The 25,202-nt window shown below is 59.6% G+C and carries 24 protein-coding genes; 10 read left to right on the top strand and 14 right to left on the bottom strand.

Going from position 1 to position 25,202, the window contains the following annotated elements:
• From pqqD to pqqF, 3 genes are read left to right on the top strand one after another with little or no spacing between them, the layout of a single operon-like run.
• Complete coding sequence (gene pqqD, locus AB1E37_RS11845; protein WP_023282622.1) at window positions 1-279, top strand: pyrroloquinoline quinone biosynthesis peptide chaperone PqqD; 279 nt, start codon at window positions 1-3, stop codon at window positions 277-279.
• Complete coding sequence (gene pqqE / locus AB1E37_RS11840) at window positions 266-1,408, top strand: pyrroloquinoline quinone biosynthesis protein PqqE (protein WP_004212061.1); 1,143 nt, start codon at window positions 266-268, stop codon at window positions 1,406-1,408. Before pqqD ends, pqqE begins: the two co-directional genes overlap by 14 nt.
• Window positions 1,408-3,693: a pyrroloquinoline quinone biosynthesis protein PqqF gene (gene pqqF, locus AB1E37_RS11835; protein ID WP_032447593.1), complete on the top strand. Its 2,286-nt coding sequence runs from the start codon at window positions 1,408-1,410 to the stop codon at window positions 3,691-3,693. The genes pqqE and pqqF overlap by 1 nt, the downstream gene beginning before the upstream one ends.
• Here pqqF and AB1E37_RS11830 read toward each other — a convergent pair.
• From AB1E37_RS11830 to AB1E37_RS11815, 4 genes are all read right to left on the bottom strand, one after another.
• Entirely contained in the window at window positions 3,690-4,427 is a 738-nt protein-coding gene (locus AB1E37_RS11830; protein WP_032447594.1) for a glutamine amidotransferase, read from the bottom strand. The two genes, pqqF and AB1E37_RS11830, sit on opposite strands and share 4 nt — an antisense overlap.
• 112 nt (window positions 4,428-4,539) lie before the next feature.
• Window positions 4,540-6,450, bottom strand: a complete 1,911-nt coding sequence (gene mrdA / locus AB1E37_RS11825) for a penicillin-binding protein 2 (RefSeq protein ID WP_002905759.1) — start codon at window positions 6,448-6,450, stop codon at window positions 4,540-4,542.
• A gap of 198 nt (window positions 6,451-6,648) precedes the next feature.
• On the bottom strand, window positions 6,649-7,125 hold the full coding sequence (locus AB1E37_RS11820; protein ID WP_032447596.1) for a DMT family transporter: 477 nt from the start codon (window positions 7,123-7,125) through the stop codon (window positions 6,649-6,651).
• A gap of 9 nt (window positions 7,126-7,134) precedes the next feature.
• Window positions 7,135-7,569 carry a DMT family transporter gene (locus AB1E37_RS11815; RefSeq protein ID WP_004143693.1) on the bottom strand — a complete coding sequence of 145 codons (435 nt, stop codon included), beginning with the start codon at window positions 7,567-7,569 and terminating at the stop codon, window positions 7,135-7,137.
• 99 nt (window positions 7,570-7,668) lie between these two features.
• On the opposite strand from AB1E37_RS11815, the gene AB1E37_RS11810 reads away from it, so the two are divergent.
• Both AB1E37_RS11810 and katG read left to right on the top strand, forming a co-directional pair.
• Window positions 7,669-8,601, top strand: coding sequence for a LysR family transcriptional regulator (locus AB1E37_RS11810; protein WP_002905767.1), 933 nt, complete (start codon window positions 7,669-7,671; stop codon window positions 8,599-8,601).
• A 268-nt stretch (window positions 8,602-8,869) separates the two neighbouring features.
• Window positions 8,870-11,047 (top strand): catalase/peroxidase HPI, encoded by a 2,178-nt coding sequence (katG, locus tag AB1E37_RS11805; protein ID WP_004180028.1) that lies wholly within the window; start codon window positions 8,870-8,872, stop codon window positions 11,045-11,047.
• A 34-nt stretch (window positions 11,048-11,081) separates the two neighbouring features.
• Here the strand turns inward: katG and zapE are convergent, their stop codons facing one another.
• Together zapE and AB1E37_RS11795 are read right to left on the bottom strand one after the other, a co-directional pair.
• On the bottom strand, window positions 11,082-12,143 hold the full coding sequence (zapE, locus tag AB1E37_RS11800) for a cell division protein ZapE (protein WP_032436431.1): 1,062 nt from the start codon (window positions 12,141-12,143) through the stop codon (window positions 11,082-11,084).
• Window positions 12,144-12,240: 97 nt separating this feature from the next.
• Window positions 12,241-12,921: an MgtC family protein gene (locus AB1E37_RS11795; protein ID WP_002906011.1), complete on the bottom strand. Its 681-nt coding sequence runs from the start codon at window positions 12,919-12,921 to the stop codon at window positions 12,241-12,243.
• Between the two features lie 587 nt (window positions 12,922-13,508).
• Between AB1E37_RS11795 and AB1E37_RS11790 the strand changes: the two genes are divergently transcribed.
• Entirely contained in the window at window positions 13,509-14,915 is a 1,407-nt protein-coding gene (locus tag AB1E37_RS11790; RefSeq protein WP_117116810.1) for an MFS transporter, read from the top strand.
• A 262-nt stretch (window positions 14,916-15,177) separates the two neighbouring features.
• On the opposite strand, the gene AB1E37_RS11785 is transcribed toward AB1E37_RS11790, so the two are convergent.
• The 4 genes from AB1E37_RS11785 to AB1E37_RS11770 all read right to left on the bottom strand — a co-directional run bounded on the left by AB1E37_RS11785 (window position 15,178) and on the right by AB1E37_RS11770 (window position 20,917).
• Window positions 15,178-16,059, bottom strand: a complete 882-nt coding sequence (locus AB1E37_RS11785) for a LysR family transcriptional regulator (RefSeq protein WP_032447597.1) — start codon at window positions 16,057-16,059, stop codon at window positions 15,178-15,180.
• Between the two features lie 149 nt (window positions 16,060-16,208).
• Window positions 16,209-18,509, bottom strand: coding sequence for an FdhF/YdeP family oxidoreductase (locus AB1E37_RS11780; RefSeq protein WP_032447598.1), 2,301 nt, complete (start codon window positions 18,507-18,509; stop codon window positions 16,209-16,211).
• 316 nt (window positions 18,510-18,825) lie between these two features.
• Window positions 18,826-19,743, bottom strand: a complete 918-nt coding sequence (locus AB1E37_RS11775; protein WP_004148478.1) for a bestrophin family protein — start codon at window positions 19,741-19,743, stop codon at window positions 18,826-18,828.
• A gap of 232 nt (window positions 19,744-19,975) precedes the next feature.
• Window positions 19,976-20,917 carry a cation diffusion facilitator family transporter gene (locus tag AB1E37_RS11770; RefSeq protein WP_032447599.1) on the bottom strand — a complete coding sequence of 314 codons (942 nt, stop codon included), beginning with the start codon at window positions 20,915-20,917 and terminating at the stop codon, window positions 19,976-19,978.
• Window positions 20,918-20,966: 49 nt separating this feature from the next.
• Between AB1E37_RS11770 and AB1E37_RS11765 the strand changes: the two genes are divergently transcribed.
• Window positions 20,967-21,149: a hypothetical protein gene (locus AB1E37_RS11765; protein ID WP_004143707.1), complete on the top strand. Its 183-nt coding sequence runs from the start codon at window positions 20,967-20,969 to the stop codon at window positions 21,147-21,149.
• Window positions 21,139-21,825, top strand: a complete 687-nt coding sequence (locus AB1E37_RS11760; protein WP_004184165.1) for an ABC transporter substrate-binding protein — start codon at window positions 21,139-21,141, stop codon at window positions 21,823-21,825. The genes AB1E37_RS11765 and AB1E37_RS11760 overlap by 11 nt, the downstream gene beginning before the upstream one ends.
• Before the next feature lies 1 nt (window position 21,826).
• Here the strand turns inward: AB1E37_RS11760 and AB1E37_RS11755 are convergent, their stop codons facing one another.
• From AB1E37_RS11755 to AB1E37_RS11740, 4 genes are all read right to left on the bottom strand, one after another.
• Window positions 21,827-22,696 carry an oxygenase MpaB family protein gene (locus tag AB1E37_RS11755; RefSeq protein ID WP_032431839.1) on the bottom strand — a complete coding sequence of 290 codons (870 nt, stop codon included), beginning with the start codon at window positions 22,694-22,696 and terminating at the stop codon, window positions 21,827-21,829.
• 104 nt (window positions 22,697-22,800) lie between these two features.
• Entirely contained in the window at window positions 22,801-23,232 is a 432-nt protein-coding gene (locus AB1E37_RS11750; protein ID WP_002906030.1) for an OsmC family protein, read from the bottom strand.
• Window positions 23,233-23,345: 113 nt separating this feature from the next.
• Window positions 23,346-23,492: a hypothetical protein gene (locus tag AB1E37_RS11745; protein ID WP_002906033.1), complete on the bottom strand. Its 147-nt coding sequence runs from the start codon at window positions 23,490-23,492 to the stop codon at window positions 23,346-23,348.
• Window positions 23,493-23,507: 15 nt separating this feature from the next.
• Entirely contained in the window at window positions 23,508-23,912 is a 405-nt protein-coding gene (locus tag AB1E37_RS11740) for a YdeI family stress tolerance OB fold protein (protein WP_002906035.1), read from the bottom strand.
• Between the two features lie 144 nt (window positions 23,913-24,056).
• Between AB1E37_RS11740 and AB1E37_RS11735 the strand changes: the two genes are divergently transcribed.
• Together AB1E37_RS11735 and AB1E37_RS11730 are read left to right on the top strand one after the other, a co-directional pair.
• Window positions 24,057-24,560, top strand: a complete 504-nt coding sequence (locus tag AB1E37_RS11735) for a hypothetical protein (protein WP_032447601.1) — start codon at window positions 24,057-24,059, stop codon at window positions 24,558-24,560.
• 8 nt (window positions 24,561-24,568) lie between these two features.
• The gene (locus AB1E37_RS11730) at window positions 24,569-25,015 is read left to right on the top strand and encodes a DUF421 domain-containing protein (RefSeq protein WP_004148482.1); all 447 of its coding nucleotides are present in this window, start codon (window positions 24,569-24,571) and stop codon (window positions 25,013-25,015) included.
• Window positions 25,016-25,202: the final 187 nt, after the last annotated feature.

The following is a 25,202-nucleotide window of genomic DNA, read 5'->3' as shown; positions in this document are numbered from 1 at the left end:
ATGCAGAAAACGTCCATCGTTGCCTTTCGTCGCGGCTACCGACTGCAGTGGGAAGCCGCCCAGGAGAGCCATGTGATCCTCTATCCGGAGGGTATGGCCAAACTCAATGAGACCGCCGCGGCGATCCTCGGGCTGGTCGATGGCCGGCGCGACGTCGCGGCGATTATCGCCATGCTTAATGAACGTTTCCCGGAAGCCGGCGGCGTCGATGACGACGTCATCGAGTTCCTGCAGATCGCCTGTCAACAGAAGTGGATCACCTGCCGTGAGCCAGAGTAAACCCACCGTCAATCCGCCGCTGTGGCTGCTGGCGGAGCTGACCTACCGCTGCCCGCTGCAGTGTCCCTACTGTTCCAATCCGCTGGACTTCGCCCGGCAGGATAAGGAGCTGACCACCGAACAATGGATCGAGGTCTTTCGCCAGGCGCGGGCGATGGGCAGCGTTCAGCTGGGCTTTTCCGGCGGCGAGCCGCTGACCCGTAAAGATCTGCCGGAGCTGATCCGCGCCGCGCGCGACCTCGGGTTCTATACCAACCTGATCACCTCCGGGATAGGGCTGACGGAGAGCAAACTGGACGCCTTCAGCGAGGCCGGGCTGGACCATATCCAGATTAGCTTCCAGGCCAGCGATGAAGTGCTCAACGCCGCGCTGGCCGGCAACAAAAAAGCCTTCCAGCAGAAGCTGGCCATGGCCAAAGCCGTGAAAGCGCGCGACTACCCGATGGTGCTCAACTTCGTTCTCCACCGGCACAACATCGACCAGCTCGATAAAATTATCGAGCTGTGCATTGAGCTGGAAGCCGATGACGTTGAGCTGGCCACCTGCCAGTTCTACGGGTGGGCGTTTCTTAATCGCGAAGGGCTGCTGCCGACCCGGGAACAGATCGCCCGCGCCGAGCAGGTGGTCGCTGACTACCGGCAGAAAATGGCCGCCAGCGGCAACCTCACCAACCTGCTGTTCGTCACCCCGGACTATTACGAAGAGCGGCCGAAAGGCTGCATGGGCGGCTGGGGATCGATTTTCCTCAGCGTCACCCCGGAAGGCACCGCCCTGCCTTGCCACAGCGCGCGCCAGCTGCCGGTGGCGTTTCCGTCGGTGCTGGAGCAGAGTCTGGAATCGATCTGGTATGACTCATTCGGCTTCAATCGCTACCGCGGGTATGACTGGATGCCGGAGCCGTGCCGCTCCTGTGATGAAAAAGAGAAAGACTTCGGCGGCTGCCGCTGCCAGGCCTTTATGCTGACCGGCAGCGCCGATAACGCCGACCCGGTGTGCAGCAAATCCCCGCATCATCACAAAATCCTCGAGGCCCGGCGCGAAGCGGCCTGCAGCGACATAAAAGTCAGCCAGCTGCAGTTCCGCAACCGTACCCGCTCGCAGCTGATCTTCCAAACCCGGGACCTGTAATGACGCTGGCGACCCGCACCGTCACTTTGCCGGGCGGCCTGCAGGCCACCCTGGTCCATCAGCCGCAGGCGGATCGCGCGGCTGCCCTGGCGCGGGTCGCCGCCGGCAGCCACCACGAACCGTCGCGCTTCCCTGGGCTGGCGCACCTGCTGGAACATCTGCTGTTTTACGGCGGAGAGCGCTACCAGGATGATGACCGACTGATGGGCTGGGTGCAGCGCCAGGGCGGAAGCGTGAATGCCACCACCCTGGCTCGCCATAGCGCGTTCTTTTTCGAGGTTGCCGCCGATGCTCTGGCTGATGGTGTCGCGCGTCTACAGGAGATGCTGCAGGCCCCGCTGCTGCTCAGGGAAGATATTCAGCGCGAAGTGGCGGTGATTGACGCCGAGTACCGCCTGATCCAGCAGCATGAGCCATCGCGCCGGGAAGCCGCGGTGCGCCACGCCGCCAGCGCGCCCGCGGCCTTTCGCCGCTTTCAGGTAGGCAGCGCCGACGCGCTGGCGGGCGATCTCGCTGCGCTGCAGGCCGCCTTAGGCGATTTTCACCGCACCCATTACGTCGCCCGGCGAATGCAGCTCTGGCTGCAGGGGCCGCAGTCGCTGGAGGCGCTCGGCGAGCTGGCGGCCCGTTTCGCCACCGGGCTTGCCGCAGGCGAGGCGCCGCCGCCGGCGGCGCCGCTGCGCCTGGGCGAGTTCACTGCACTGCAGCTGGCGGTCTCCAGCCAGCCCGCGCTGTGGCGCTGCCCGCTGATCGCTTTAAGTGACAACGTCACGTTACTGCGCGAGTTTTTGCTGGATGAAGCCCCCGGCAGCCTGATGGCCGGTCTGCGCCAGCGCCGGCTGGCCGGGGATGTGGCGCTGAACTGGCTGTATCAGGATCGGCACCTCGGCTGGCTGGCGCTGGTCTTCGCCAGCGACCGGCCGAAAGAGGTCGACCGGCAGATAACCCACTGGCTGCAGGCGCTACAGCAAACGACGCCTGAGCAGCAGCTACACTACTATCAGCTATCCCGCCGCCGCTTTCAGGCGCTGTCGCCTCTCGATCAGCTGCGCCAGCGGGCATTCGGCTTTGCCCCCGGCGCGCCGCCCGCCGGGTTCGCCGATTTTTGCTCCGCCCTGCAGGCCGCCCCGTCGGTCAGCCTGGCCTGTCAAACCGTTTCCCCAGGGGAGCCTGTTGCCACCCAGGGCTTTAGCCTGCCGCTTAGCCGCTGGCGCCGCCGCCCTGAGTCTGACCCGGCGCTGGCGTTCGCTTTTTATCCGCAGGCCGCTGGCGATCTCGTTGCCAAATGCCCGGAGAAAGCCGCGCCGCTGCTCCATCTCCCGTTACCGGAAGAGCCGCCGAGGCTCCTGCTGCGACCGCCCTTCTACTGCTCGCCCGATCAGGCCGAGGGGATGGCGCGTGGGGAACAGCTGCGCCCACTGCTTGCCGCCCTGCGCCATGCCGGGGGACACGGCGAGTGGCATCTGTTCGACGGCAGCTGGCAGTTGACCCTCCAGCTGCCGGAGCCCGGCCGACGGCCGGAGGCGATCCTGCAGGCCATTCTGCGGCAGCTCGCGCTCCCGGTCGCCTTGCTGACCCCACCGCCGGAAAGTATCGCTATCCGTCATCTCATGGCTCAACTCCCCGAACGGCTGGGTACATCCGGGCATCAGAAAGGTTGGCTGGCGGCCCTGGCCGGCGGCAGCGCAGAAGATGCGCAGTGGGTAGCGCGTCAGCTGAGCCTGATTACCGCCCCGGTTAATCCGCCGATGCCCGCTCCGGCGCCCTGCCGCCGCGGCGTCGAACGTCTGGTTTATCCGGGAGGCGATACGGCGCTGCTGGTCTTTATTCCGCTGCCGGATGGCGCCTCGCTGGCGGCCCTGCGGCTGCTGGCGCAGCATTGTGAGCCGCTATTTTTCCAGCGCCTGCGGGTGGAGCAGCAGATTGGCTATGTGGTGAGCTGCCGCTATCAGCGGGTCGCCGATCGCGACGGGCTGCTGATGGCGCTCCAGTCCCCGGATCGCCGCGCCGGGGAATTGCTGCGCTGTGGTAAAGACTTTCTGCGCCAGCTGGCCCCCATGGATGAGGCGACCTTCAGACCGCTACAGCAGCGCCTGGCCGCTCAGATCCGCGCCAGCAGGCCGCCAGAGGCGCGGGCGCTGTCCGCCCTGCGTCAGGAGTATGGTTTACCAGAGCTAACGCCGCAGGCGGTTGACGCGCTGCGCGTTGCAGAGGTGGCCGATCTGGCACGCGAAATGACCCGCCGGCGTCGCCGCTGGCAGGTGCTGTTCACGACAGGGGATTAATGGCCGGGGGCATCCGGGGTCAGAAAGGCGCTGACGAAGCGCGTAAGGATCGCCGCGCCCTGCGGGCTCTCCTGCACCTCGTCGTGTAACCGCTGCGCGTCAATACCTTCCGCCTGCAGCACCGCCTCCCGGTGGCGGATCAGCGAACGGGCTATCGGCGCGGTAAATTCCGGGTGAAATTGCGTAGAGACCGCGTGCAGCCCATAGCGCACAATCTGGTGGGGATCGTGGGCGGACGCGGCCAGCACCGTGGCCCCTTCCGGCAGACGAGTCACGGTTTGCAAATGGCTCAGATGCGCAGGAAATGTAGCCGGCAGGCCGCTCAGCAGCGGATCATCGACACCCCATGGCGACAGCGTAATGGTTTGGCTGCCGCTTTCCCGCCCGCCAGGATGATACGCCACCTCGCCCCCCAGGGCATGGGCCATCAGCTGATGACCATAACAAACGCCGAACAGCGGCATGTCGATAGCCACCGCCTGCCGGATCCAGTCGGCGGTCCGTTCGCTCCACGCCAGACGATCGGTTACCATCGCCCACGAGCCGGTTAGCACCGCTAAGGTTTGGTTATCCGGCGTCGGCAGCGGTTCATCTTCAAACACCCGCACCGTGGTGAGCTGCGTCTGCCACGGCGCCAGCAGCGTGCGAAACCAGCGCGGCAGATCGCCATGCGCCTGGCGAATGGCCGTCGGCGGCGTGCCGGTCTGGACCAGCAGTAATCGGTTACGTGTCACCTTTTCTCCTCGCTCCGGGTCATGTTCCCGTAAAACACTATGCCGCCGGGAAGACGATGGGACAAATAACCAATTACTATGGACGATGCGCCTGCGGAATAAGTCCTATCGCTTACTGGGCATCGGCGCTATCACGCTGCGGCACATCGGCTGCCGCCGAAGATGCCTGCTGCGGGACAAAAATATGGTCCAGGATGGCGCGCGCCGTCGGTCCGGCTACCACCCCATCCCCGCCGCCGTTCTCCAGAATCAGCGCCATCGCCACCTTCGGATGCTGATAAGGGGCAAACAGGGTGTAGAAGATATGGTCGCGCAGACGCACCGGGATCATTTTGGCGTTATAGGTCTGGTTTTGCTTCAGGCTAAAGACCTGCGAGGTACCGGACTTCGCCGCGATCTGATACGGCGCAGTATGAAACAGCTTATAGCCGGTGCCGTTGGGCTGATTCGCCATCCCATACATGCCGTTGCGCACAATGCCCCAGTACGGGGATTTCGGGTCACCCACCTGCGGCAGGTTCGCCGGCTGCTGATAACGTTCCACATGGTTGCCCTGCTTCATCGAATAGAGCAGATGCGGATCCTGTACTTTACCATTGTTCAGCAGAGTGGTAAGCGCCTTCACCATCTGGATCGGGGTGGCGATCCAGTACCCCTGGCCGATGCCGACCGAGATGGTGTCCCCCTGATACCAGGGCTTTTTATGCACCCGCTGTTTCCACTCCCGGCTGGGCAGCACCCCGGCGTACTCCTCATTAAGGTCGATGCCGGTGGACTGGCCGTAGCCGAACTTGCTCAGCCATTCATGGATCCGGTCAATGCCCATCTCGAAGGCGACCTGATAGAAAAAGGTGTCCGCTGACTCTTCGATGGCTTTAGTCACGTTGAGCATGCCGTGGCCGGTTTTCAGCCAGTCGCGGTATCGGCGTTGCGTGCCCGGCAGCGTCCACGTCGGCGCCCCGAAGAAGGTGGTGTTCGGGGTGATGACCCCAGCGGAGAGCGCCGACAGCGCCATATAGGGTTTGACCGTCGAAGCCGGAGGATATAGCCCCTGGGTGACGCGGTTGATCAGCGGCCGGTCCGGATTCTCCAGCAGCGATTTATAGGCCTGATAGCCGATACCTTTGACGAACGGATTAGGATCGTAGCTGGGACTGGAGACCATCGCCAACACGCCGCCATCCCGCGGGTCGACCACCACCACCGCCGCCCGCTGTCCCTTCAGCACCGACTCAATATACTGCTGGAGATGAAGGTCGAGAGTCAGATAGAGGTTTTTTCCGGCCACCGGCGGCACCTCTTTCAGTAGACGCACCACCCGGCCGTGGTTATCCACCTCCACTTCCTGATAGCCGGTGGTGCCGTGGAGCGCTTTTTCATAATAGCCCTCGATGCCCTGCTTACCGATATTGCGGTCGGCGGCGTAGTTCTCCTCTTCGCCGTTTTTCGCCAGCCGCTGCAGATCGCTGTCGTTGATTTTCGACACATAGCCCACCACGTGCGCCAGCTCTGCGCCGTAGGGGTATTCCCGTTGTTGGTAGCTCTCCACCGTCACGCCGGGGAAACGGAATTCGTTGACCGCGAAGCGGGCCACCTCCACATCGCTGAGGTCTGACTTGAGGGTGACCGCTTTGTAGCGGCTGGTGTGGTGCATATCGTCGCGAAAGCTGGCGATGTCGTCCGGCGTCAGGTCGACGATAGGCGTCAGCTGCTGCAACAGCGCGGCCATATCGGGAATTTTGCTCGGGATCACCTGCAGGCGATACAGGGTGATATTCTGCACCAGCGGAATACCGTTGCGATCGAATATCAGCCCGCGGCTGGGGGCGATGGGCAGCATTTTGATGTCGTTCTGGTTTGACCGGGTCTGGTAAAAATCGTGCTGCTCCACCTGCAGATGGTAGAGGTTAACGATCAGCACGCCAAAGCAGACCACCACCAGCAGAAAAGCAATTGCGGCCCGGCGGATAAACAGCATCTCTTCCGCGGAGTGGTCGCGAATTTCATCTCTCAAAAGGGGCATTAGCGGTACATCACCTGAATCACTGGAAAAGCCAACGGCGTAACGGCCGGGAAGCATAGCCTTATCGCAGCGTCAGCCCTACTGAAAGGTTGCTAATGATCTGGCAGAAATGTTTCAGCATGTTAGAGGGATCGTTATTCTTAACCTTGCCCGTGACGCGTCAGGCTATATTCACGATGCCCGACGCGTCGGCGCAGCTCACTGTTCTGCGCGGGCCGCCACGTGGGAGGTAGCCGACTTCCCTGAGGTATAGATTAAGTACAGCGCGAGGGCCAGACATATCACCGCCGCCAGTCGCGCCGGCGAGAACGCCATCGTGCTGTTGCCCAGCCAGCCAAAGTTGTCGATCAGCAGGCTCATCGTCAGCTGGCCAAAGATCACCGCCACGGTGGCCGTAGCGGTGCCTATCCGCTGCACCGCCAGCACCATAATGACGATGTAGGGCACGCCGCAAAATGCGCCCAGCAGCTGCCACTTAGGCACCTGTAGCAGGTTTAGCGACGTCGCTGGAGCAAAAAACAGGATCAGCAATCCCGTCACCAGCGCGCCGGTGGCGAAGGTTAAAAAGGCGCTGCGCAGCACCCCCACCTGGCTGCCAAGACGGCCATTTATCGCCGCCTGGACGCTAAGCAATGCGCCGCCGCACAGTGCCAGAATGATCACTATCGTATCCATTTCCCCTCCTTAACCCAGAGCCACCAGCAGTAACGCCGCCATAATCAACATCAGCGCCATGGCGCGCCGCGGATCGATTTTGCGCCGTGGGCTGCCGAATAACCCGTAATGGTCGATCGCCAGGCTTTTCGCCACCTGACCCGCCAGGATGCCGATCATGGTCATGGCAATACCAATCACCGGCGTCGCCATGGTCAAGATCACCACGTACCCCGCCCCCAACAGACCGCCGGTGAGTTGCCAGCCGGGCAGAGAAAAGAACGACGGGCTGCTACGCGGGCTGAAAAAGAGCATCAGAAAAAAGGTTAACACTGCGCCAATCCCAAAGATGCTCATGGTTGCCCACAGATCCCCCACCTGGCTCGCCAGCGGCCCCAGCAGGCCGGCCTCGACCGATAATCCCATGCCGCCGGCAATCACTAATAAAATGAATAATAACGCCATTACTGCGCCTCCTCTGTACAACAGGCGGCTGAGGATAAAACAGCGTGCTGATGCGATAAACGGTATAATGCAGAAAACACTATTGCAGGAATTGCACAGATGGCCGATGCCAGCAGCGTCGATTTTCGCGCCCTTCAGCTTTTCATCGCGGTTTACGATAACCAGAGTTTTTCCGTAGTGGCCCGCCGCGAAGGGGTCTCTCCCTCGTTGATCTCGCGAACCATCCAGCAGCTGGAAGATGCCCTCGGGCAGCAGCTGTTCTACCGCAACACCCGTGCCGTGGTACCGACCGAAGCAGGACGCCTTTTCGCAGCGTCCGCCCGGGAACTGCTGGGACAGTACGCCGACGCGCAACGGGCGTTACAGGATCGGGCACAGGTCCCCGGCGGACTGGTGCGGATCAATGCGCCGGTCTATTTTGGTCAGCGGCATATCGCCCCCTGGCTTCCGGAACTGGCGGCCCGACATCCCAAACTGCAGTTTGACCTGACGCTGACCGACGATTTTATCGATCCCCATCGCGATGCGACGGATATCCTTTTTCGCATCAGCAGCCTGCCGGACGCGGGCTATCACGCCAGAGTGTTTGGCAGCCAGCGCTATTACCTGACCGCCTCCCCGGAGTATGTTTCACGGTACGGCAGCCCGACTTCGCCGGAGGCATTGCATCAACATCGCACGCTGGTGTATGGCGGTTCGCAGGGAGCCAACCGCTGGCTGTTTCGCCAGCGCGAAGAGGCATGGGTGCACTATCCGTTGACCCCGCTCATGACCTCGAACAATGCCGATGCCCTGCTCACTTCAGCCATCGGCGGGATGGGGATCGTGTTATTTCCCGACTGGATGGTCAGCGAAGCGCTGCACAACGGGACATTAGTCACGCTGATGGATCGCTATTCGGCGGCCATCAGCCACACGCCATCGTATATCGCGGCGATTTATCCTTATACCCGCCATCCCTCTCTCAACGTGCGGACAGTGATTGACTATTTTGCCGACGTGTTTGGATCGCCGCCCTACTGGCAGCGCTAATGCGAGTTTCGTAGTAAAACTTGTCATATCTCAAACAATTAGCATTCCTTCGCCCAGCTTGTCGCGGATCGTTTCCTTTGCCGCCTCGTTACGGCTATGGTTACTAATGAGGTTAATCTCAATCTCCAGGCCGACACGGTCCCACCAGGGGGTTGCCTAACCCTTCATTGAACGGAAATAGCTATTAAATCCGTAGATTCATTCAAATATCGCTTATTGGTAGCAGTGTATATCGTAACGGCATTCACAAAAGCAAACGGAGCCTGATATGAGCACGTCTAACGACCCATCCAACAATGCATCCGCCGGGAAGTGCCCTTTCCACGCCGAGACGCCAAAACAGAGCGCCGGCAGCGGCACCGCCAACCGCGACTGGTGGCCGAACCAGCTGCGTGTCGATCTGTTAAACCAGCACTCCAATCGCTCCAACCCGTTGGGTGAGAATTTTAACTACAGGGAAGAGTTTAAAAAGCTCGATTACTCCGCGCTGAAGGCTGATCTCAGAGCGCTGCTGACCGATTCGCAAGAGTGGTGGCCGGCAGACTGGGGTAGCTATATTGGCTTGTTTATTCGTATGGCCTGGCACGGCGCCGGCACCTACCGCACCGTTGACGGTCGCGGCGGCGCAGGTCGTGGACAGCAGCGCTTTGCTCCCCTGAACTCCTGGCCTGACAACGTCAGCCTCGATAAGGCCCGCCGTCTGCTGTGGCCGGTGAAACAGAAATATGGCCAGAAAATCTCCTGGGCCGACCTTTACATGCTGGCGGGTAACGTCGCTCTGGAAAACGCCGGCTTCCGCACCTTTGGCTTTGGCGCCGGTCGCGAAGACGTCTGGGAACCGGATCTCGACGTCGACTGGGGCGATGAGAAAGAGTGGCTGGCCCACCGTCATCCGGAAAGCCTGGCGAAACAGGCCATCGGGGCCACCGAAATGGGTCTGATTTATGTCAACCCGGAAGGTCCGAACGCCAGCGGCGAGCCGCTGTCCGCCGCGGCGGCCATTCGCGCCACCTTCGGCAATATGGCGATGGACGATGAAGAGATCGTCGCGTTGATCGCCGGCGGCCATACGCTGGGCAAAACCCACGGCGCCGCAGAAACCAGCCACGTCGGCGCCGAGCCGGAAGCCGCGCCGCTGGAAGCGCAGGGTCTGGGCTGGCACTCCAGCTACGGCAGCGGCGCAGGCGCGGACGCCATCACCTCCGGTCTGGAAGTGGTCTGGACGCAGACGCCCACCCAGTGGAGCAACTACTTTTTCGAAAACCTGTTCAAATACGAATGGGTGCAGACCCGCAGCCCGGCTGGCGCGATCCAGTTCGAAGCCAAAGACGCGCCGGAGATTATCCCGGATCCGTTTAACCCGGAGAAAAAGCGCAAACCGACCATGCTGGTCACCGACCTGACCCTGCGCTTCGACCCGGAGTTTGAAAAAATCTCCCGTCGCTTCCTCAACGATCCGCAGGCCTTTAACGAGGCGTTCGCCCGGGCGTGGTTCAAGCTGACCCACCGTGATATGGGGCCAAAATCCCGTTACCTCGGGCCGGAAGTGCCGAAAGAAGATCTGATTTGGCAGGATCCGCTGCCGGCAGCGACCCATCAGCCGAGCGCGGAAGATATCGCCAGCCTGAAAAGCGCCATCGCCGGCGCCGGCCTGTCGGTCAGTGAGCTGGTCTCGGTCGCCTGGGCGTCCGCCTCCACCTTCCGCGGTGGCGATAAACGCGGCGGCGCTAACGGCGCGCGTCTGGCGCTGGCCCCGCAGAAAGACTGGCCGGTTAACGCCATCGCCAGCCGGGTGCTGCCGACCCTGCAGGCGATCCAGCGCGCCTCCGGCAAAGCGTCGCTGGCCGATATTATCGTGCTGGCCGGCGTGGTCGGCGTTGAGCAGGCGGCCGCTGCCGCCGGCGTCAGCGTCAATGTGCCGTTTACCCCAGGCCGCGTCGACGCTCTGCCTGAGCAGACCGACGTCGAGTCGTTTGATCTGCTGCAGCCGCTGGCGGATGGCTTCCGCAACTATCGCCGTATCGAAGGCGGTGTCTCGACGGAAACCCTGCTGATCGATAAAGCGCAGCAGCTGACGCTAACCGCCCCGGAAATGACCGTGCTGGTCGGTGGCTTGCGCGTACTGGGCGCGAACTACGACGGCAGCAAACACGGGGTGTTTACCGACCGCGTCGGCGTGCTCAGCAATGACTTCTTCGTTAATCTGCTGGATATGGCTACCGTCTGGAAAGCGGCCGATGATAACGCGGAGCTGTTTACCGGCAGCGACCGTAAAACCGGCGAAGCGAAGTACAGCGCCACCCGCGTGGATCTGGTGTTTGGCTCCAACTCGGTACTGCGCGCCCTGGCGGAAGTGTACGCCTGCGCCGACGGGCAGCAGAAGCTGGTGCATGACTTCGTTGCCGCCTGGACCAAGGTGATGAACCTCGACCGCTTCGATCTGTAATCCTCTCGCCCCGGCTCCCGCCGGGGCGTTTTTCTTATACCGCCCGCGGCAGCTGTTGCAGTCGACTCCGCGTTCGTTGAATATCCTCCAGTTCCACCCCTGCCACCAGCGTCTCCAGGTCGCAGCGGGTCACCAGCAGCAGGCGGATCTGCTTTTCATACAGCACATCAATCACATTGATAAAGCGCTGCTGGGCCGCCGGCCCCACCGTAGCCAATGGCGGCACCTCGTCCAGTAGCCAGACGGCATAGCTTTCGCAGAGCGTCAGATAGTCCATCACCGCCGTGGCGGCCTGACAAAGCTGGGTAAAGGTGAAGTGCAGCAACGCGGGCGACGCCGCGGCCGCCAGCAGCGTGCGATAGCCTACCGTCAGCGAAACCGGTTCGCCAGGCAGCGACGGCAGGTCATACAGCTGACGCTGTTGTGCATTCGGATTAACCCACATCCGCCCGCTGCAGAAGGCGTTATCCTGGCTCAGATGCCGTACGCGATAATCCTCCTCGCCGTTCAGCGCCACCACCGTTAGATGGGCGCGGATCAGCGCGATCGACGGTAAAAAGCGATCGTGATACAGCGGATTGGGCAGCAGCATCTCCGGCGGGTAGTTTGAGGTGGCCAGCAGCACGATACCGTGTTGAAAGAGGTGTTCCAGCAAGGCTTTAATCAGCATGGCGTCGCCGGGGTCGTGCAGATGAAATTCGTCGAAGCATAGCAGGCGGCAACCGGATGTCATCTGCCTCATCACCGTCTGCAAGTCGGGCGCTCCGGGGGCATTCAGCCGCTGGTGCAGTTCGCGGAAGAAGTGATGAAAATGGACCCGCCGCCTGGCGGCGAGCGGCAGGCTGGCGAAAAAGTGGTCGAGGATAAAGCTTTTCCCTCGCCCGGTACGTCCCCAGACGTATACCCCCTGCGGGCTGCCTGTCGTGGACACCAACTGCTGACCGAGGGCGTCAAGGCGGGCGATGAGTGACAGCTGATCGTCGTCCAGCGTCAGACGCGCCCGCGCCGCCTGCTCGGCCATCACGCGGGTAAAACGAAAATCAGCCGTCACCTCTGTGGGACCAGATTCCGAGGGTACACATCCATTATTTAACATTCTTATAACCTCCTGCGAGGAGGCCATTCTAGCCGCTTTCCCGCGGGATGGCGAATCGCGCGACGAGCGGCCATTTCCGCTGCTCCGCCGCCAGCCCCTACGCCTCTCCGACACGCCAGTGCACCGATGTGACGTTCTGCTGAACGCCCATTTGCGCCATAATTTGCGCCAGCGTTTTTTGGTGCTGCTTATGGCTAATCAGCTGCGCGCAAATCTCCAGATGGTCCGCTGTGTCCGCCGCCGCCGACTGCAATCCCTGCAGGGTAAACCGCTGCTGCTGCGCAATATTCAGCAACAGCTGACGCACGGCATTTTCATGTTCGCGCAGACAGGTGACGCGTAAGACATAGCGTTTCTCTTCGTCACCGGCCCCCGGCAAGGCATGAATGCGCTGCGCCGCCTCGCGCAGCAGGATATTGGCGCACAGAATAATCAGCGTAGCCGCCGTCGCGTTCCAGAACTGTCCCAGGCCGCAGAGTACGCCGATCCCGGCCGAACACCACAGCGTGGCGGCGGTATTGAGGCCGCGGACGTTCATGCCATCGCGCATAATCACCCCTGCCCCAAGGAAGCCGATACCGGAGACGATCTGCGCCGCAATACGCCCCGGGCTGTCCGGCGAGGCCGACATCGCGCTGAGAATAAACACCGCCGCGCCGGTGGCCACCAGGGCATTGGTGCGTAAACCGGCCATACGTTGCCGCCACTGTCGTTCCGCGCCGATCAGCGCCCCCAACAACATTGCCGCGAGTAAATGAGTCATATAAGGAAATACCATCGCGCCTTCCTCCAGAAAACAGAAAGCCAAAAATTACAGATGTAGCGCTCAGCCGCGCCGGGCGATTAGCCGGTGGATGATGGTGGAGGAAATAAGGGTCTGGAAAACATAAACATAACGCTGCCTCTCGCGCTCAATGGCGCATAAATTATTGAGGGAGGCAATCCGGAACTGAGAGATTGCTGCCCGCCGGGACGGCAAGCAGCGAAATGATCGCGTTAGCTTGCCGGAAAATCGCAATAAGGGTGACTGTCCAACGTATGACTCCTGAATAAAAGTGGGCACATTATAGCCCGGTGTAATGATGGGTAAAGCACGAAAACGCCGCCGGTGACGATTCGTTTAGTTTGTCTTTCGCGGGTCCTGCGTAGCGTGACATCGCCAGGCGACTAAAATGCCGTCAGCGGTGATTTACTTCAATTCCGTCGCTGGGATGCGGCGAAAACCAGCATGAATATCAACTTTATGTCTCCCCAGCGCGATCTTACGCTAAAGAATGTCGCTAAGGCTAAGGATTAAAAATTTAAAACTATTAACAATCAATTAACATTAGCAGGCAAACCATTCTTCCTGAGGAACACAACACCATGTCTACCACCCAGGTTCTCGGCGAAACGCCCTATGCTTCGCCAGGACAACCGCACGCCAGCTTAACCGGACGCATTGATGCGCTGCCCGCCTCATTTGGGTTATGGTCGTTTATTACCCTGCTCTCACTTGGCGGCTTCTTTGAGCTCTACGATCTCTTCCAGACCGGGTATATCAGCGCGGGCCTGCTGGCGGAGGGCATTTTCCACACCGGACAGGCGGGCATCTTCGGCATCGCCGACCAGGCGGCCTTCGCCTCCGCCACCTTTATGGGGCTGTTTATCGGCGCCAGTCTGCTGGCGCCGCTGGCGGACAAACTGGGCCGCCGCCTGACCTTTATGGTGGCGCTCGCCTCGTACGGTCTTTTTTCGCTGCTGATGGCGACGCAGAGTAGCGCGGAAGGGGTGATCTTCTTCCGCTTTCTGGTGGGGATCGGCCTCGGCATTGAGCTGGTGACCATTGATACCTACCTCAGCGAATGGGTGCCAACCCATCTGCGCAATAAAGCCTTTGCCTTTGCCTTCTTCATCCAGTTCCTCTCGGTTCCGGCGGTGGCGCTGATGTCCTGGATGCTGGTGCCGACCACCCTGTTCGGCCTCAGCGGCTGGCGCTGGGTGATCATCTTTGGCGCACTGTTCTCGCTGGCGATCTGGTTTATCCGCAAAAAGCTACCGGAGTCAGCCCGCTGGCTGGAAAGCAAAGGGCGGCATGATGACGCGCATACGGTGATGTGTGAGATGGAAGCCCGCTGCGGCCTGACGCCGTCGCCGAAGCATGCGCATGCGGCACAGAGCGTCGTCAAACGCGGCACCTTCCGCGAAATCTGGGCGCCGCAGTATCGGCAGCGCACCCTGATGCTAATGGTGATGAACTTCTTCCAGGCGATCGGTTTCTTCGGCTTTGGCAACTGGCTGCCGGCGCTGCTCTCCGGTCAGGGCGCCAGCATCACCCATAGCCTGCTGTACGCCTTCTTTATCACCCTCGCCTATCCGCTGGGCTGCCTGTTCTGCACCCGCTTCGTGCATCGCTTTGAAAACAAGTGGCAGATTGTCCTCTCCGCGCTGATGACCGTTATCTTCGGCACCCTGTTCGCTCTGCAAAACAACCCGATTCTGTTGGTGATCTGCGGGTTTATGATCACCTGGTCCAACGCCTGGCTGACCATCAGCTACCACGCCTACCAGGCCGAGGTCTTCCCGACCCATATTCGCGCCCGCGCCGTCGGCTTCTGCTACTCGTTCAGCCGGCTCTCGACCGCGGTGACCAGCATTCTGATCGGCATTATTCTGCAATACGCCGGCACGCCGGGAGTAATTAGCTTTATCGTCGTCAGTATGCTGATGGTGATGCTGTCGGTGGGGATCTTCGGCCCGAGAACGCGGGGCATTCGTCTGGAGAATATCTGATGGCGGTCGCCGCCGGAGCTGCAAATACATATCGGTTGTTGTTAACTTAAATGACGGCTGTTGCCATAGTTAATATTTGTGATGTGTACTGCAGGAGGGATAAAAAATTGTCATTAAGGCTTGTAACTCCTGGACAGCATTAAGCGGCGCCGCAATACCGCTTTTACCAACGGTCCAGCATCACCGGGGCTATATTGACACTCTCCCATCAGAGGGGCGTTTAGGCATTTTAGTGACAAGCCGCCAGGTCGGCGGCCCGGCCTCAGCCAAATATCCCCTGCGCCTCGGCGAAGCATTTTTCCGCCAGGGTCGAGACTGGTTCCTGCTGGCGCATAATCAGCGCCAGCTGTGAATCAACATGGGTTTCGGCGATCGGCAGAATTTCAAGATTATCGCTTAGCACTTCGAGGCCGTTGTTAAGCGGCATAATGGCGCAGCAGATCCCCGCCTGCACCGCCTGGATAATCTGAAACGTCGAATCACTTTCAAAGACATACCTTGGCGTTAGCCCTTTGGCCTTAAAGCTGATTTCAATCGATTCCCGGTAATACATCCCCTTGGTCAGAAAGCCGAGGGGCAGCGTCGCCAGCGTCTCCCATCCCGGCGTCCCGGCGCTGAAGTCGAAATGGCGTTTATCGTGCAGCAGTCCCATCCGGGTTTGCGGCAAGCGAGCAATCTTGAACTGACCTTCATCCAGATGCTGCAGATAACAGATCCCCAGATCCAGCTGATTACGGCTGACGCCATCGATAATCTGCTCCGAGGTCATCGACAACAGGCTGAACTGCAGCGCCGGATATTTCTCCGCCAGGGGTTTAATCAACTGCATCGGATTGAGGCTCGCCAGCGGCACCATACCGACCCGCAGCTGACCGACCATCTGCCCGCGACAGATGGCCGCCTCTGCCGCCAGGCCGTCATGGGCGGCCAGCACCGCCCGCGCCCAGGCCAGGATCCGCTCTCCCTCCGGGGTAAACCCCTCAAAGCGTTGGCCGCGCTGGATCAGCGTCAGGTTCAGCTCCTCTTCCAGGTTACGAATGCGCATGGAGAGCGTCGGCTGGGTAATATGACAGGCCGCCGCCGCCTGGCCAAAATGGCGCGTCTGATCGAGCGCGATCAAATACTTGAGTTGCTTAATATCCATTCTCTTTCCCGTTTGAACCCCGCCGTTCACCCCCGGGGCCGCGCACAGGTTACCAGAATGTTAGTTTCGCTAGCGATAAATTCAAGCGAGGACACCACGAGGTGCTGCGGGGCGCAGGACGGCGCAACGCCGCTCTGCGCTATACCTTTTTAGCGCCCGCCGGCCAGCGGACGGATCTCTTTCGAGCGCAGCGTCAGGCGAACGGGAACCGACTTATACGAAGGGGTGCCGCTCTCTTCATCGAGATAGTTCAGCGGCACCAGCACGTTGGCTTCCGGATAATAGGCCCCGACGGTGCCCGGCGCGATGCCGTAGGCCACCACCGTGATATCTTCCAGCGTCAGCTCGCTGTCTGGCAGCGCGGTATGGATATCCACCCGATCGCCATGCTCCAGCCCCTGGGCGGCCATATCCTGCTCGTTCATAAACAGCACGTCGCGGCGGCCAAAGACGCCACGGTAGCGGTCATCCATCGCGTAGATGGTGGTGTTGTACTGGTCATGACTGCGCAGCGTCACCAGGCGCATCACGTCCTCACCCTCCACCACCACGTTCTCATGCACCCCTTTAAATACCGAGAACATGGCTTTACCGGTGGCGGTAGGCCAGATGCGCTCGGTCGGCGGCAGCGGCATGCGGAAGCCTCCAGGATGGCGAATGCGCTGGTTATAATTCTCGAACCCTGGAATGGTCTGTTCGATCAGATCGCGAATGCGATCGTAGTCTTCCACGAGGTACTGCCAGTCCACTTTGCTGGCGGGCAAGGTGGCCTTCGCCAGACCGGCGACAATCGCCGGCTCCGAGCGCAGCATCGGCGAGGCGGGCTTAAGCTTGCCCGACGAAGCATGCACCATCGACATCGAATCCTCGACGGTGATCGACTGCCGGCCGCTGGCCTGCAGGTCAAGCTCGGTGCGGCCCAGACACGGCAGAATAAAGGTCTCTTTCGCCGTCAGGAGATGTGAGCGGTTGAGCTTGGTGCCGACGTGAACGCTGAGCTCAAGGCCGCGCATCGCCGGGAAGGCGCGTTCGTGGTCCGGCATCGCCACGGCGAAGTTGCCCCCAAGGCAGATCAGCGCTTTGGCTTCGCCGGCGATCATGGCCTCCAGGGCTTTTACCGCATCGTGGCCATGATGCCGCGGCGGCGTAATCCCCATCACCCGCTGCAGGCTGTCGAGGAAAGCCGCGGAGGGTTTTTCGCTAATCCCGACAGTGCGGTTACCCTGGACGTTCGAGTGACCGCGCAAAGGACAGATCCCGGCCCCCGGCTTGCCGATATTGCCGCGCATCAGCAGCAGGTCGGCAATCAGACGCACGTTGGAGGTGCCTTTGTTATGCTGGGTGATGCCCATACCGTAGGTGACGATGGTGGCCCTGGATTTGGCGTAAGCCGCCGCAACCTGGGTCAGGGATTCGCGCGTCAGGCCAGACTCCTGTTCGATGTCCTGCCAGCGGGTGGCGTGGAGGTCATCGGCGAAGGCGGTGAATCCCTGGGTATGTTGGGCAATAAACGCGTGGTCGAGCACATTGCCCTGCTCCTCCTCCAGCTGCAGCAGCGCTTTGGCGATCCCTTTCAGCGCCGCCGCGTCGCCGCCGGCCCGTACCTGGTAGTAGGTCGAGGCGATCGGCGTCGAGCGCCGGGTCGCCATCTCCATCACGTTCTGCGGATCGGCAAAACGCTCCAGCGCCCGTTCACGCAGCGGATTGAAAACGATAATCGGCACGCCGCGGCGGGATAGCTCATGCAGGGTGCCCATCATCCGCGGGTGGTTGGTGCCCGGATTATGGCCGATGGAGATCACCAGCTCGGTCTGGTCAAAATCGTCGAGGGAGACGGTGCCTTTACCAATGCCGATCGACTGTGGCAGGCCCACGCTGGTGGATTCATGACACATGTTGGAGCAATCGGGGAAGTTGTTAGTGCCATACTCGCGGGCAAACAGCTGGAACAGCCACGCCGCTTCGTTGGAGGCTCGGCCAGAGGTGTAGAATTCAACCTCATCCGGCTGTAGGCCGCGGAGGATCTCGCCGATACGGGCGAAGGCTTGCTCCCACGCCACCGGACGCAGGGTATCGCTGTCCCGGTCGTAAACCAAAGGATGGGTTAAGCGGCCGTAGCCCTCCAGTTCAAAATCGCTTTTTGCCAGCAGGGAAGATACGGTATTTGCCGCGAGGAATGCGGGCGTCACCCGTTTGGTGGTCGCCTCCCAGGTCACGGCTTTGGCGCCGTTTTCGCAAAACTGGAAGGTCGATTTATGTTCTTTATCCGGCCAGGCGCAGCCCGGGCAGTCAAAACCGTCCGGCTGGTTGGTACGCAGCAGCGTGGCGGGCGCCTCAAAGGCATCCATCTGGGTGCGCACGGCGATGGCCGTGGCCTTCAACGCGCCCCACCCGCCTGCCGGACCGTCATAGGGGTGAACACCGGGAACCGCGCGTCTTTTATTGGTCATCTCTTTACTCCTGCTGCTCTGTTCTGGCGGTCGCTAGCCGAAAAAGGCGTACGACAACCCCGGCGACGAAGCGTGAATCGCATGGCGTCACCTGAAAAGAATGCTGTTTCTCAAGGATAGTACGATGGGAAAGCGTAGGTACTGCGTTTGTTAACTGAATAATAACATACACCACAATTCTGTATAATTGATGTTATCTATCAGGTGTTAAATTTAACTTATTTGCAAATTTTGCGGTTTTCACCGCGGTGCTGTGACGGATAAATTACTACGGAAAGTGATGACCGGGCAGCGGAAACCGCCCGGTGGGCCAGGCTCAGGTCAGATTGAAGTAACGGTCCGGACGCAGCGTCTCCGGCAGCGGATGCTGACCGGTCATGTCGAGCAGATTGCGCTCGATGGTATTGCACATCGCGTTCAGCGGCAGGTCATTGGCTGCGGTGCCGAACGGATCTTCCAGCTCTTCCGCCAGCGAATCCCACGATAAAAAGGTGTAAGAGATAAAGACCGAGACAAACGGCGTCATGTAGTGCAGATCGCCGACCAGGGCGAACGGCAGCAGCGTACAGAACAGGTAGACGGTACGCTGCAGGATCAGGGTATAGGCGAAAGGCACCGGGGTGGTGGCCAGCCTTTCACAACCGCCCAGCACGTGCGCCAGCTCGTCGAGTTTGTTGTCCATCAGCCCGTAAGTGATGTCGCTGAGCTTGCCCGCCTCCCGCAGCTGGCCAATTTCGTTGCCGGCCAGCAGCAGGATCCGGTTGGTGGGCATTGAGCTGGCGAGGATCTCCGTCACCCTCTCCTCCGGTAGCAACCGCCGCAGGTCAGCCGTCGGATCGGTTTTGCGCAGCTGGTGCTTCAGGCTCCAGCTAAAGGCCACCAGATAGCTGACGATGCGGCGATGGGCATCGTGTTCCGCCGGCAGGATATTGCGCAGCTGACGCACCAGCGTGCGTTCGGCGATAAGCACCGTCCCCCACAGATTGCGCGCCTCGACGAAGCGGCTGTAGCTGGCGCTGTTGCGAAAGCCGAGGAAAATCGCAATCGCAATCCCCAGCAGGCTGAACGGCGCCACGGTTAAGTGGATCCCCAACTGTTCGTACCATTGATAGCTGATAATGGCGATGATCGACATCAGCACATTTAGCAGCAGGCGAAAGATGATTTTCGACAGCACGGAGCCGTGCCAGTCAAATAGGCGAAGAAACCAGTGTTGTTCTGGCCGAATGATCATTGTCTGACTTCCTGAATTACCGCTCTGGTCATTATCTCTGAATACAGAATAGAGATTATCTATGAGCCGATTGGTTTATTTTATCGTTAACTGCGATGGGCAGATCTGCGCCATTATTTAGCGATGGTAATGGCGTTTTTAGTATGGGCCTTTTTTATATTTCAGGCAATCAATGCGCCAGCAATAATGGCTCAGAAGAAAAAATAACCGCTGAGCCAATTCATTTTTCCGCTTATGCTACCGGGTGTATCAGACCGCTTTCTTCAACCCCATGCTCATCGCAGGGATCGAGATGCACCATCACATTAAGCACCGGATGCTGCGCCAGCACCCGCTCCCGCGCGTGACGGGCAATCTGATGCCCTTCGGCTACCGACATCTCGCCAGCCACCTCGAGATGGACATCCACCAGCACCAGATCCCCCGCCTTACGGGTTTTCAGATCGTGGAGGCCCGCCACGCCCGGCGTGGTTCGCAGCGTATCGGCGATCGCCTGCTGCATCTCTTCATCAACCGCACGGTCCATTAAATCATGCAGCGCGCTGACGGCGAAACGATAGCCCATGCGCGCAATCAGCAGCCCCACCGCCAGCGCGGCGAGCGGGTCGAACCAGGCGAACCCGGCCAGATTACCGATAATCCCCAGGGCCACCACCAGGGAGGATGCGGCGTCAGAGCGGGCATGCCAGGCATTGGCGATAAGCAGCGACGAATTCAGCCGCCTGGCGGCCGCCAGCATATAGCGAAACAGCCCCTCCTTGACGGCCAGCGCCACCAGCGCCATCCACAGCGCCGCGCTGTGCACCGGCGGAATAGTTTGCGGTTGCGCGAGATGGCCCGCCGCGGACCATAGCATGCCACCCCCGACGAGCAGCAGCATCGCGCCGATGATTAGGGAGGCGCCGTTCTCATAGCGCCAGTGGCCATAGTGGTGATCGTGGTCAGACGGTCGACGGCTCTTTTTATTCGCCATCAATACCACGCCATCGGCGACCAGATCGGAAAAAGAGTGCATTCCGTCGGCAATTAATCCCTGAGAGCCGGAAAATATTCCCACGACTACCTGTAAGGCAGAAAGGAAAATATTAACCACCACGCTTACAAGGGTACTCTTTCGCGCCTGCACAGAACGCTCATGATATTTATTATCATTTTCAAAATTATGTTGTGTCATTATTTCTCTCCCTTTGTGAGCGGGAAGAATAAACTGACAAACTGAGTTTATGCTTAACAATATAAAAGCCATTGCCTTGCCGTTTAACGATATCGCGGCGGTCGGTAATGACTATTTACTGTATGTGCCGTTGGAACGCTGCAACCTTGCGCCTATGAACTATCTTTTGAAGGGTGGCCACAGGTCGGGCCACTTTAGCTTAGCCACCACAGGAGTCAGCGATGTCACATAACAAACCATCCCGGCTGCGTTTCGCCATTAATCTGGGCAATGCGGTCCTGGCCCATCTCGGGGAGACAGGAAAGCCAGCGGGCATCACCGTCGAGCTCAGCCATCGGCTGGCGACGCGCTGGGGCGTCAGCGCCGAATTCGTTCCCTATCCTGCCGCGGGTAAAGTGGTGGCTGACGCCGGTGGCGAGCACTGGGATATTGCCTTTCTGGCCATCGATCCGGCGCGGGAAGCCACCCTGCGCTTTACCTCGCCCTATATCACCATCCAGGGCACCGCGCTGGTCAGCGTTGATTCGCCCTGCCAGAGCGTGGCCGACATGGATCGCCCGGCAACCACCATTAACGTCGGACAAAACGCCGCATACGATCTATGGCTAACCCGCCATCTGCAGCACGCCAGCCTGCATCGCCTTCCCTCTTCGCAGGAGGCAATCGACGCCTTCCTCGCCGGTGAAGGGGATATGGTCGCCGGCATCCGCCAGCCGCTGGAGGCGACAGCCCGTCAGCACGCCGGGGTGCGGGTACTGGCGGATAATTTTACCGAGATCCAGCAGGCCATCTGCGTCGCCCGGGCGGACGTGGACCGTTTTCACGCGGTAAACGACGCGCTTAGCGAGTGGCGGGCGGATGGCAGTCTGCAGGCGCTGATTGCCGGTCACCTGGGCCAAGCGAACTGAATCACGCCTCCGTCATCCGGCGCATGGCGCAATGCCAGGCGCCGTTGCGTACCGAGGCGCGCAGTACGCGGGCCACGCCATGCACCATCAGGCGCGTCGTGCGCCGCTGCAGCGGCGTGAGCGACAATCCCAGCATCTCCTGCGCCCATTCCGGCAGGAGGTCAATTCCTGCGTTCATCATCACCCGGCCGACCGGCTGGCTCATCCGCCCCGGCAGACGGGTGGAGAGCAGCACCTCGGCTACCTCCCGGGTACGTTCGTCGCAGCGCAGTCGCGGGCGCATCGCCTCGAGATAGTCCGCCACCTCCTGCGGTGTCTGAGGGATATCCCGAGCCCCCAGCCGCCGGGCGATTTCCGCCGACTCACGAAAATAGTCCTCCTGGCGCTCGGGACTGACCACCGTCCGCTTGTAGCGCAGGTGGGAGGCCATAAAGCAACTGCACTCGGCGACGTGCACCCAGGTTAACAGCGCCGGGTCGCTCGCCTGATACGGGGTTCCGTTCTTATCCACCCCGGCGATCCGCTGATGGATCCCCTGTACTTTGGCGATTAGCCGTTCGGCGTCGGGGGTAGTGGCAAAAGTGGTGGCAGAAATAAACTGGCTGGTGCGGCGCAGGCGGCCCAAAATATCCTCGCGAAAACGAGAGTGATCCCAGACGCCGGCCAGCGCCAGAGGATGCAGCATCTGCAGCAACAGCGCGCTAATGCCGCCGCAGAGCATCGAGGTAAAATCGCCGTGCACCTGCCAGATGGCCGACTGGGGACCAAACAGCCCCGGCTCTCCTTTGGGTCGTTCAAAGTCGATCTCTTTTAGCGCCATGCCGGTCAGGCCGAGTACCTGCGCCTCGATCATCCGGCGAATGCCGATCATGATGGTATCCCTTACGTGCAACTAAAGGACAAAAGATACCACTGTTGGACAGCATTGGGAGAGATATTGCGGAAAGAGTGCCCGCAGCACGCGGGCACGACGGCTTACGGATTCAGCTGGTAATCGAGGGTAATGTTGGCCTTCAGCACCTGCGATACCGGGCAGCCTGCTTTCGCTTTCTGGATGATCTCATCGAACGCCGCCGGAGACACGTCCGGCAGGACGATCTGGCTTTGCAGCGCGATATCGGTAATTGCAAAGCCGCCGTCGGTTTTATTGAGGGTGACCACTGCGGTAGTGTCGATGGACGTTGCGGTATATCCCTCTTCGCTGAGCATCAGCGACAGGGCCATCGAAAAGCAGGCGGCATGTGCAGCGCCGATCAGCTCCTCAGGGTTGGTGCCCTTCACCCCCTCAAAACGGGTGTTAAATCCGTAGGGCTGCTGGCTCAGCGCCCCGCTTTCTGTCGACACGGTGCCTTTGCCATGCTTCAGGTCGCCTTCCCAGTGCGCTAGCCCTTTCTTATGAATCGCCATTTGATTCCTCCTGTAGTGATGTCGAACAAAAAGTATAGTGCGTGATGCCGAAGCTGCGTCTTTTTGCAGCCTCTGGCTCCCACGTTCCCCTGGTTTTCGTGTCGTTGGTGACGCTATCGGCCATCCTGCGGATGCCAGGGATCGGATTTGTCATCCTTGCTGTCGTCCCGTTTACGCGGAACTTCGCCCTGCTCCCCGGGCGCCTCACGGGCAGGTTGCTTACCGCGCTCTTCGTCTTGCGAGTGAGAAAAGGTGCTCATATCGACGTGCTCCGCTTACTTAGGCGACTGCTTGAGCAGACGATCGATTCGCACGACCGGCGGCGTCATTTTGCGATCCAGACTGCCGTTGATATTGACCAGATCGTCTGGCTCTACGTGTTGTTCGTTAAACGCGGCGACCGGGATAATAACGGTGATGGTGCCGCTTTTATCACGAAACTGATAACGGTCATCTCCCTGCCGCTTGAGCAGATTGCCGCGCAGCGAAACGGTCGCGCCATCGTGCATGGTTTTCGCCTGCTCAACGGTCATGATCCGGCCATCCTCGACGCCGCGATAGCCGTCATCGAGTTTGTGCGGCGGCGGCGGCGCGGCATCCTGGCTAAACCCTCCCTTATCGTCCGCCTGCGCGACACCTACGGCAAACAGACATGCCATGGCCAATGCTAGTTTTTTCATCATGCCTCCGTTTTTTGCTGACGATGAGAATAAAGCCTGGCTGATGCTGGCCATTTTTACAAAGTCAATTGTTCTGATATCGTCTAATATAAGAATGTCCTTATCGTTACGCTCCTGGCGAAACGAAACGCGGGGAAAATATTAATGATTAAGAATCAACAGCCTTGTCCTATCGTCGATGAGAATGAACGCTCCTTACGCTTTGAATATCGTTTCCGCCGCTATGGGATAATTGTTTTGAGTCTCATCATTCTTACCGCGTTAAGCGGCCTGTGGTCCTCCGGTTATTTCAGTGAAGCACACAGGGAAACCAGTGGAGGCGAATTAAGCGTCGATTATCAGCGCTATGCCAGGCTGATGAGTGAAACCGAGTTTAATATTCAGATTAAACCGGATACGGCCAGCGACACCATTATCAGCTTCGCCGCCCCGTTATTAACCCGCTACCAGATCGGTGATATCCGTCCGCAGCCGGATAAAATGTATAGCGCCGACGGGAAATTACATCTCGTCTATCAGCGGTCGAACCCCTCTTCACCGATATCTGTGTGGTTAGCCGTTACCCCAAAAACGGCCGGTAATATCTCTCTGCAGGCGGTAGTTAACGATCGCTATTCTGTAACCTGGCAGCAGTTTGTCTATCCGTAGGAGTCGCTATGGAAATGGTCCTTAGAGCCGCAGCAATCTATCTGATCCTGTTGATTATTTTTAAGATTGCCGGCAGAAGAACTCTGATGCAATTAACCAACTTTGACCTGATACTGTTGCTGATTATCAGCGAAGCCACCCAGCAGGCGATGCTCAGCACAGACTATTCGGTTACCGGGTCGATGCTGACTATCGTTACCCTGGTTAGTATTGATATTTTGTTCGGCTATATTAAGAAAAAATTTGCTCAGGCAGAAAATTTTCTCGATGGTACGCCGGTTATCGTGGTGGAAAATGGTGCTGTCATCGACGAGAAGATTAAGCTCGTCAATATCTCTGTCGATGATATCCTGCTGGCGGCCAGGCAGCACCATGGCATCTATGAATTGAAAGCGATCAAATTCGCTATTCTCGAGCGTAACGGCCAGATATCCATTATTCCTGAGCAGGAATAGTATCGGCTTCGCTATTTATCACGCTCCGGTTGTTTATCACCTGATTCCGGAGCGCGAGTGGCGTCATCCTCTTCTTTTTCACCGTTAACAACGTTCAATATTAACATTTTTCCTCCTCGCTGGTTGTCAGGGATCCTACAAATTATAGAACGCCTTCGCCGAAGTATGTAGGATCTGCCGAAACTAA

Origin of the sequence: Klebsiella sp. Shm-1 (genome assembly GCF_040804525.1) — a bacterium.
GTDB lineage: Bacteria > Pseudomonadota > Gammaproteobacteria > Enterobacterales > Enterobacteriaceae > Klebsiella > Klebsiella pneumoniae.
Note: the sequence above shows the minus strand (reverse complement) of the source record. Positions and strands in the feature narration are given on the sequence as shown.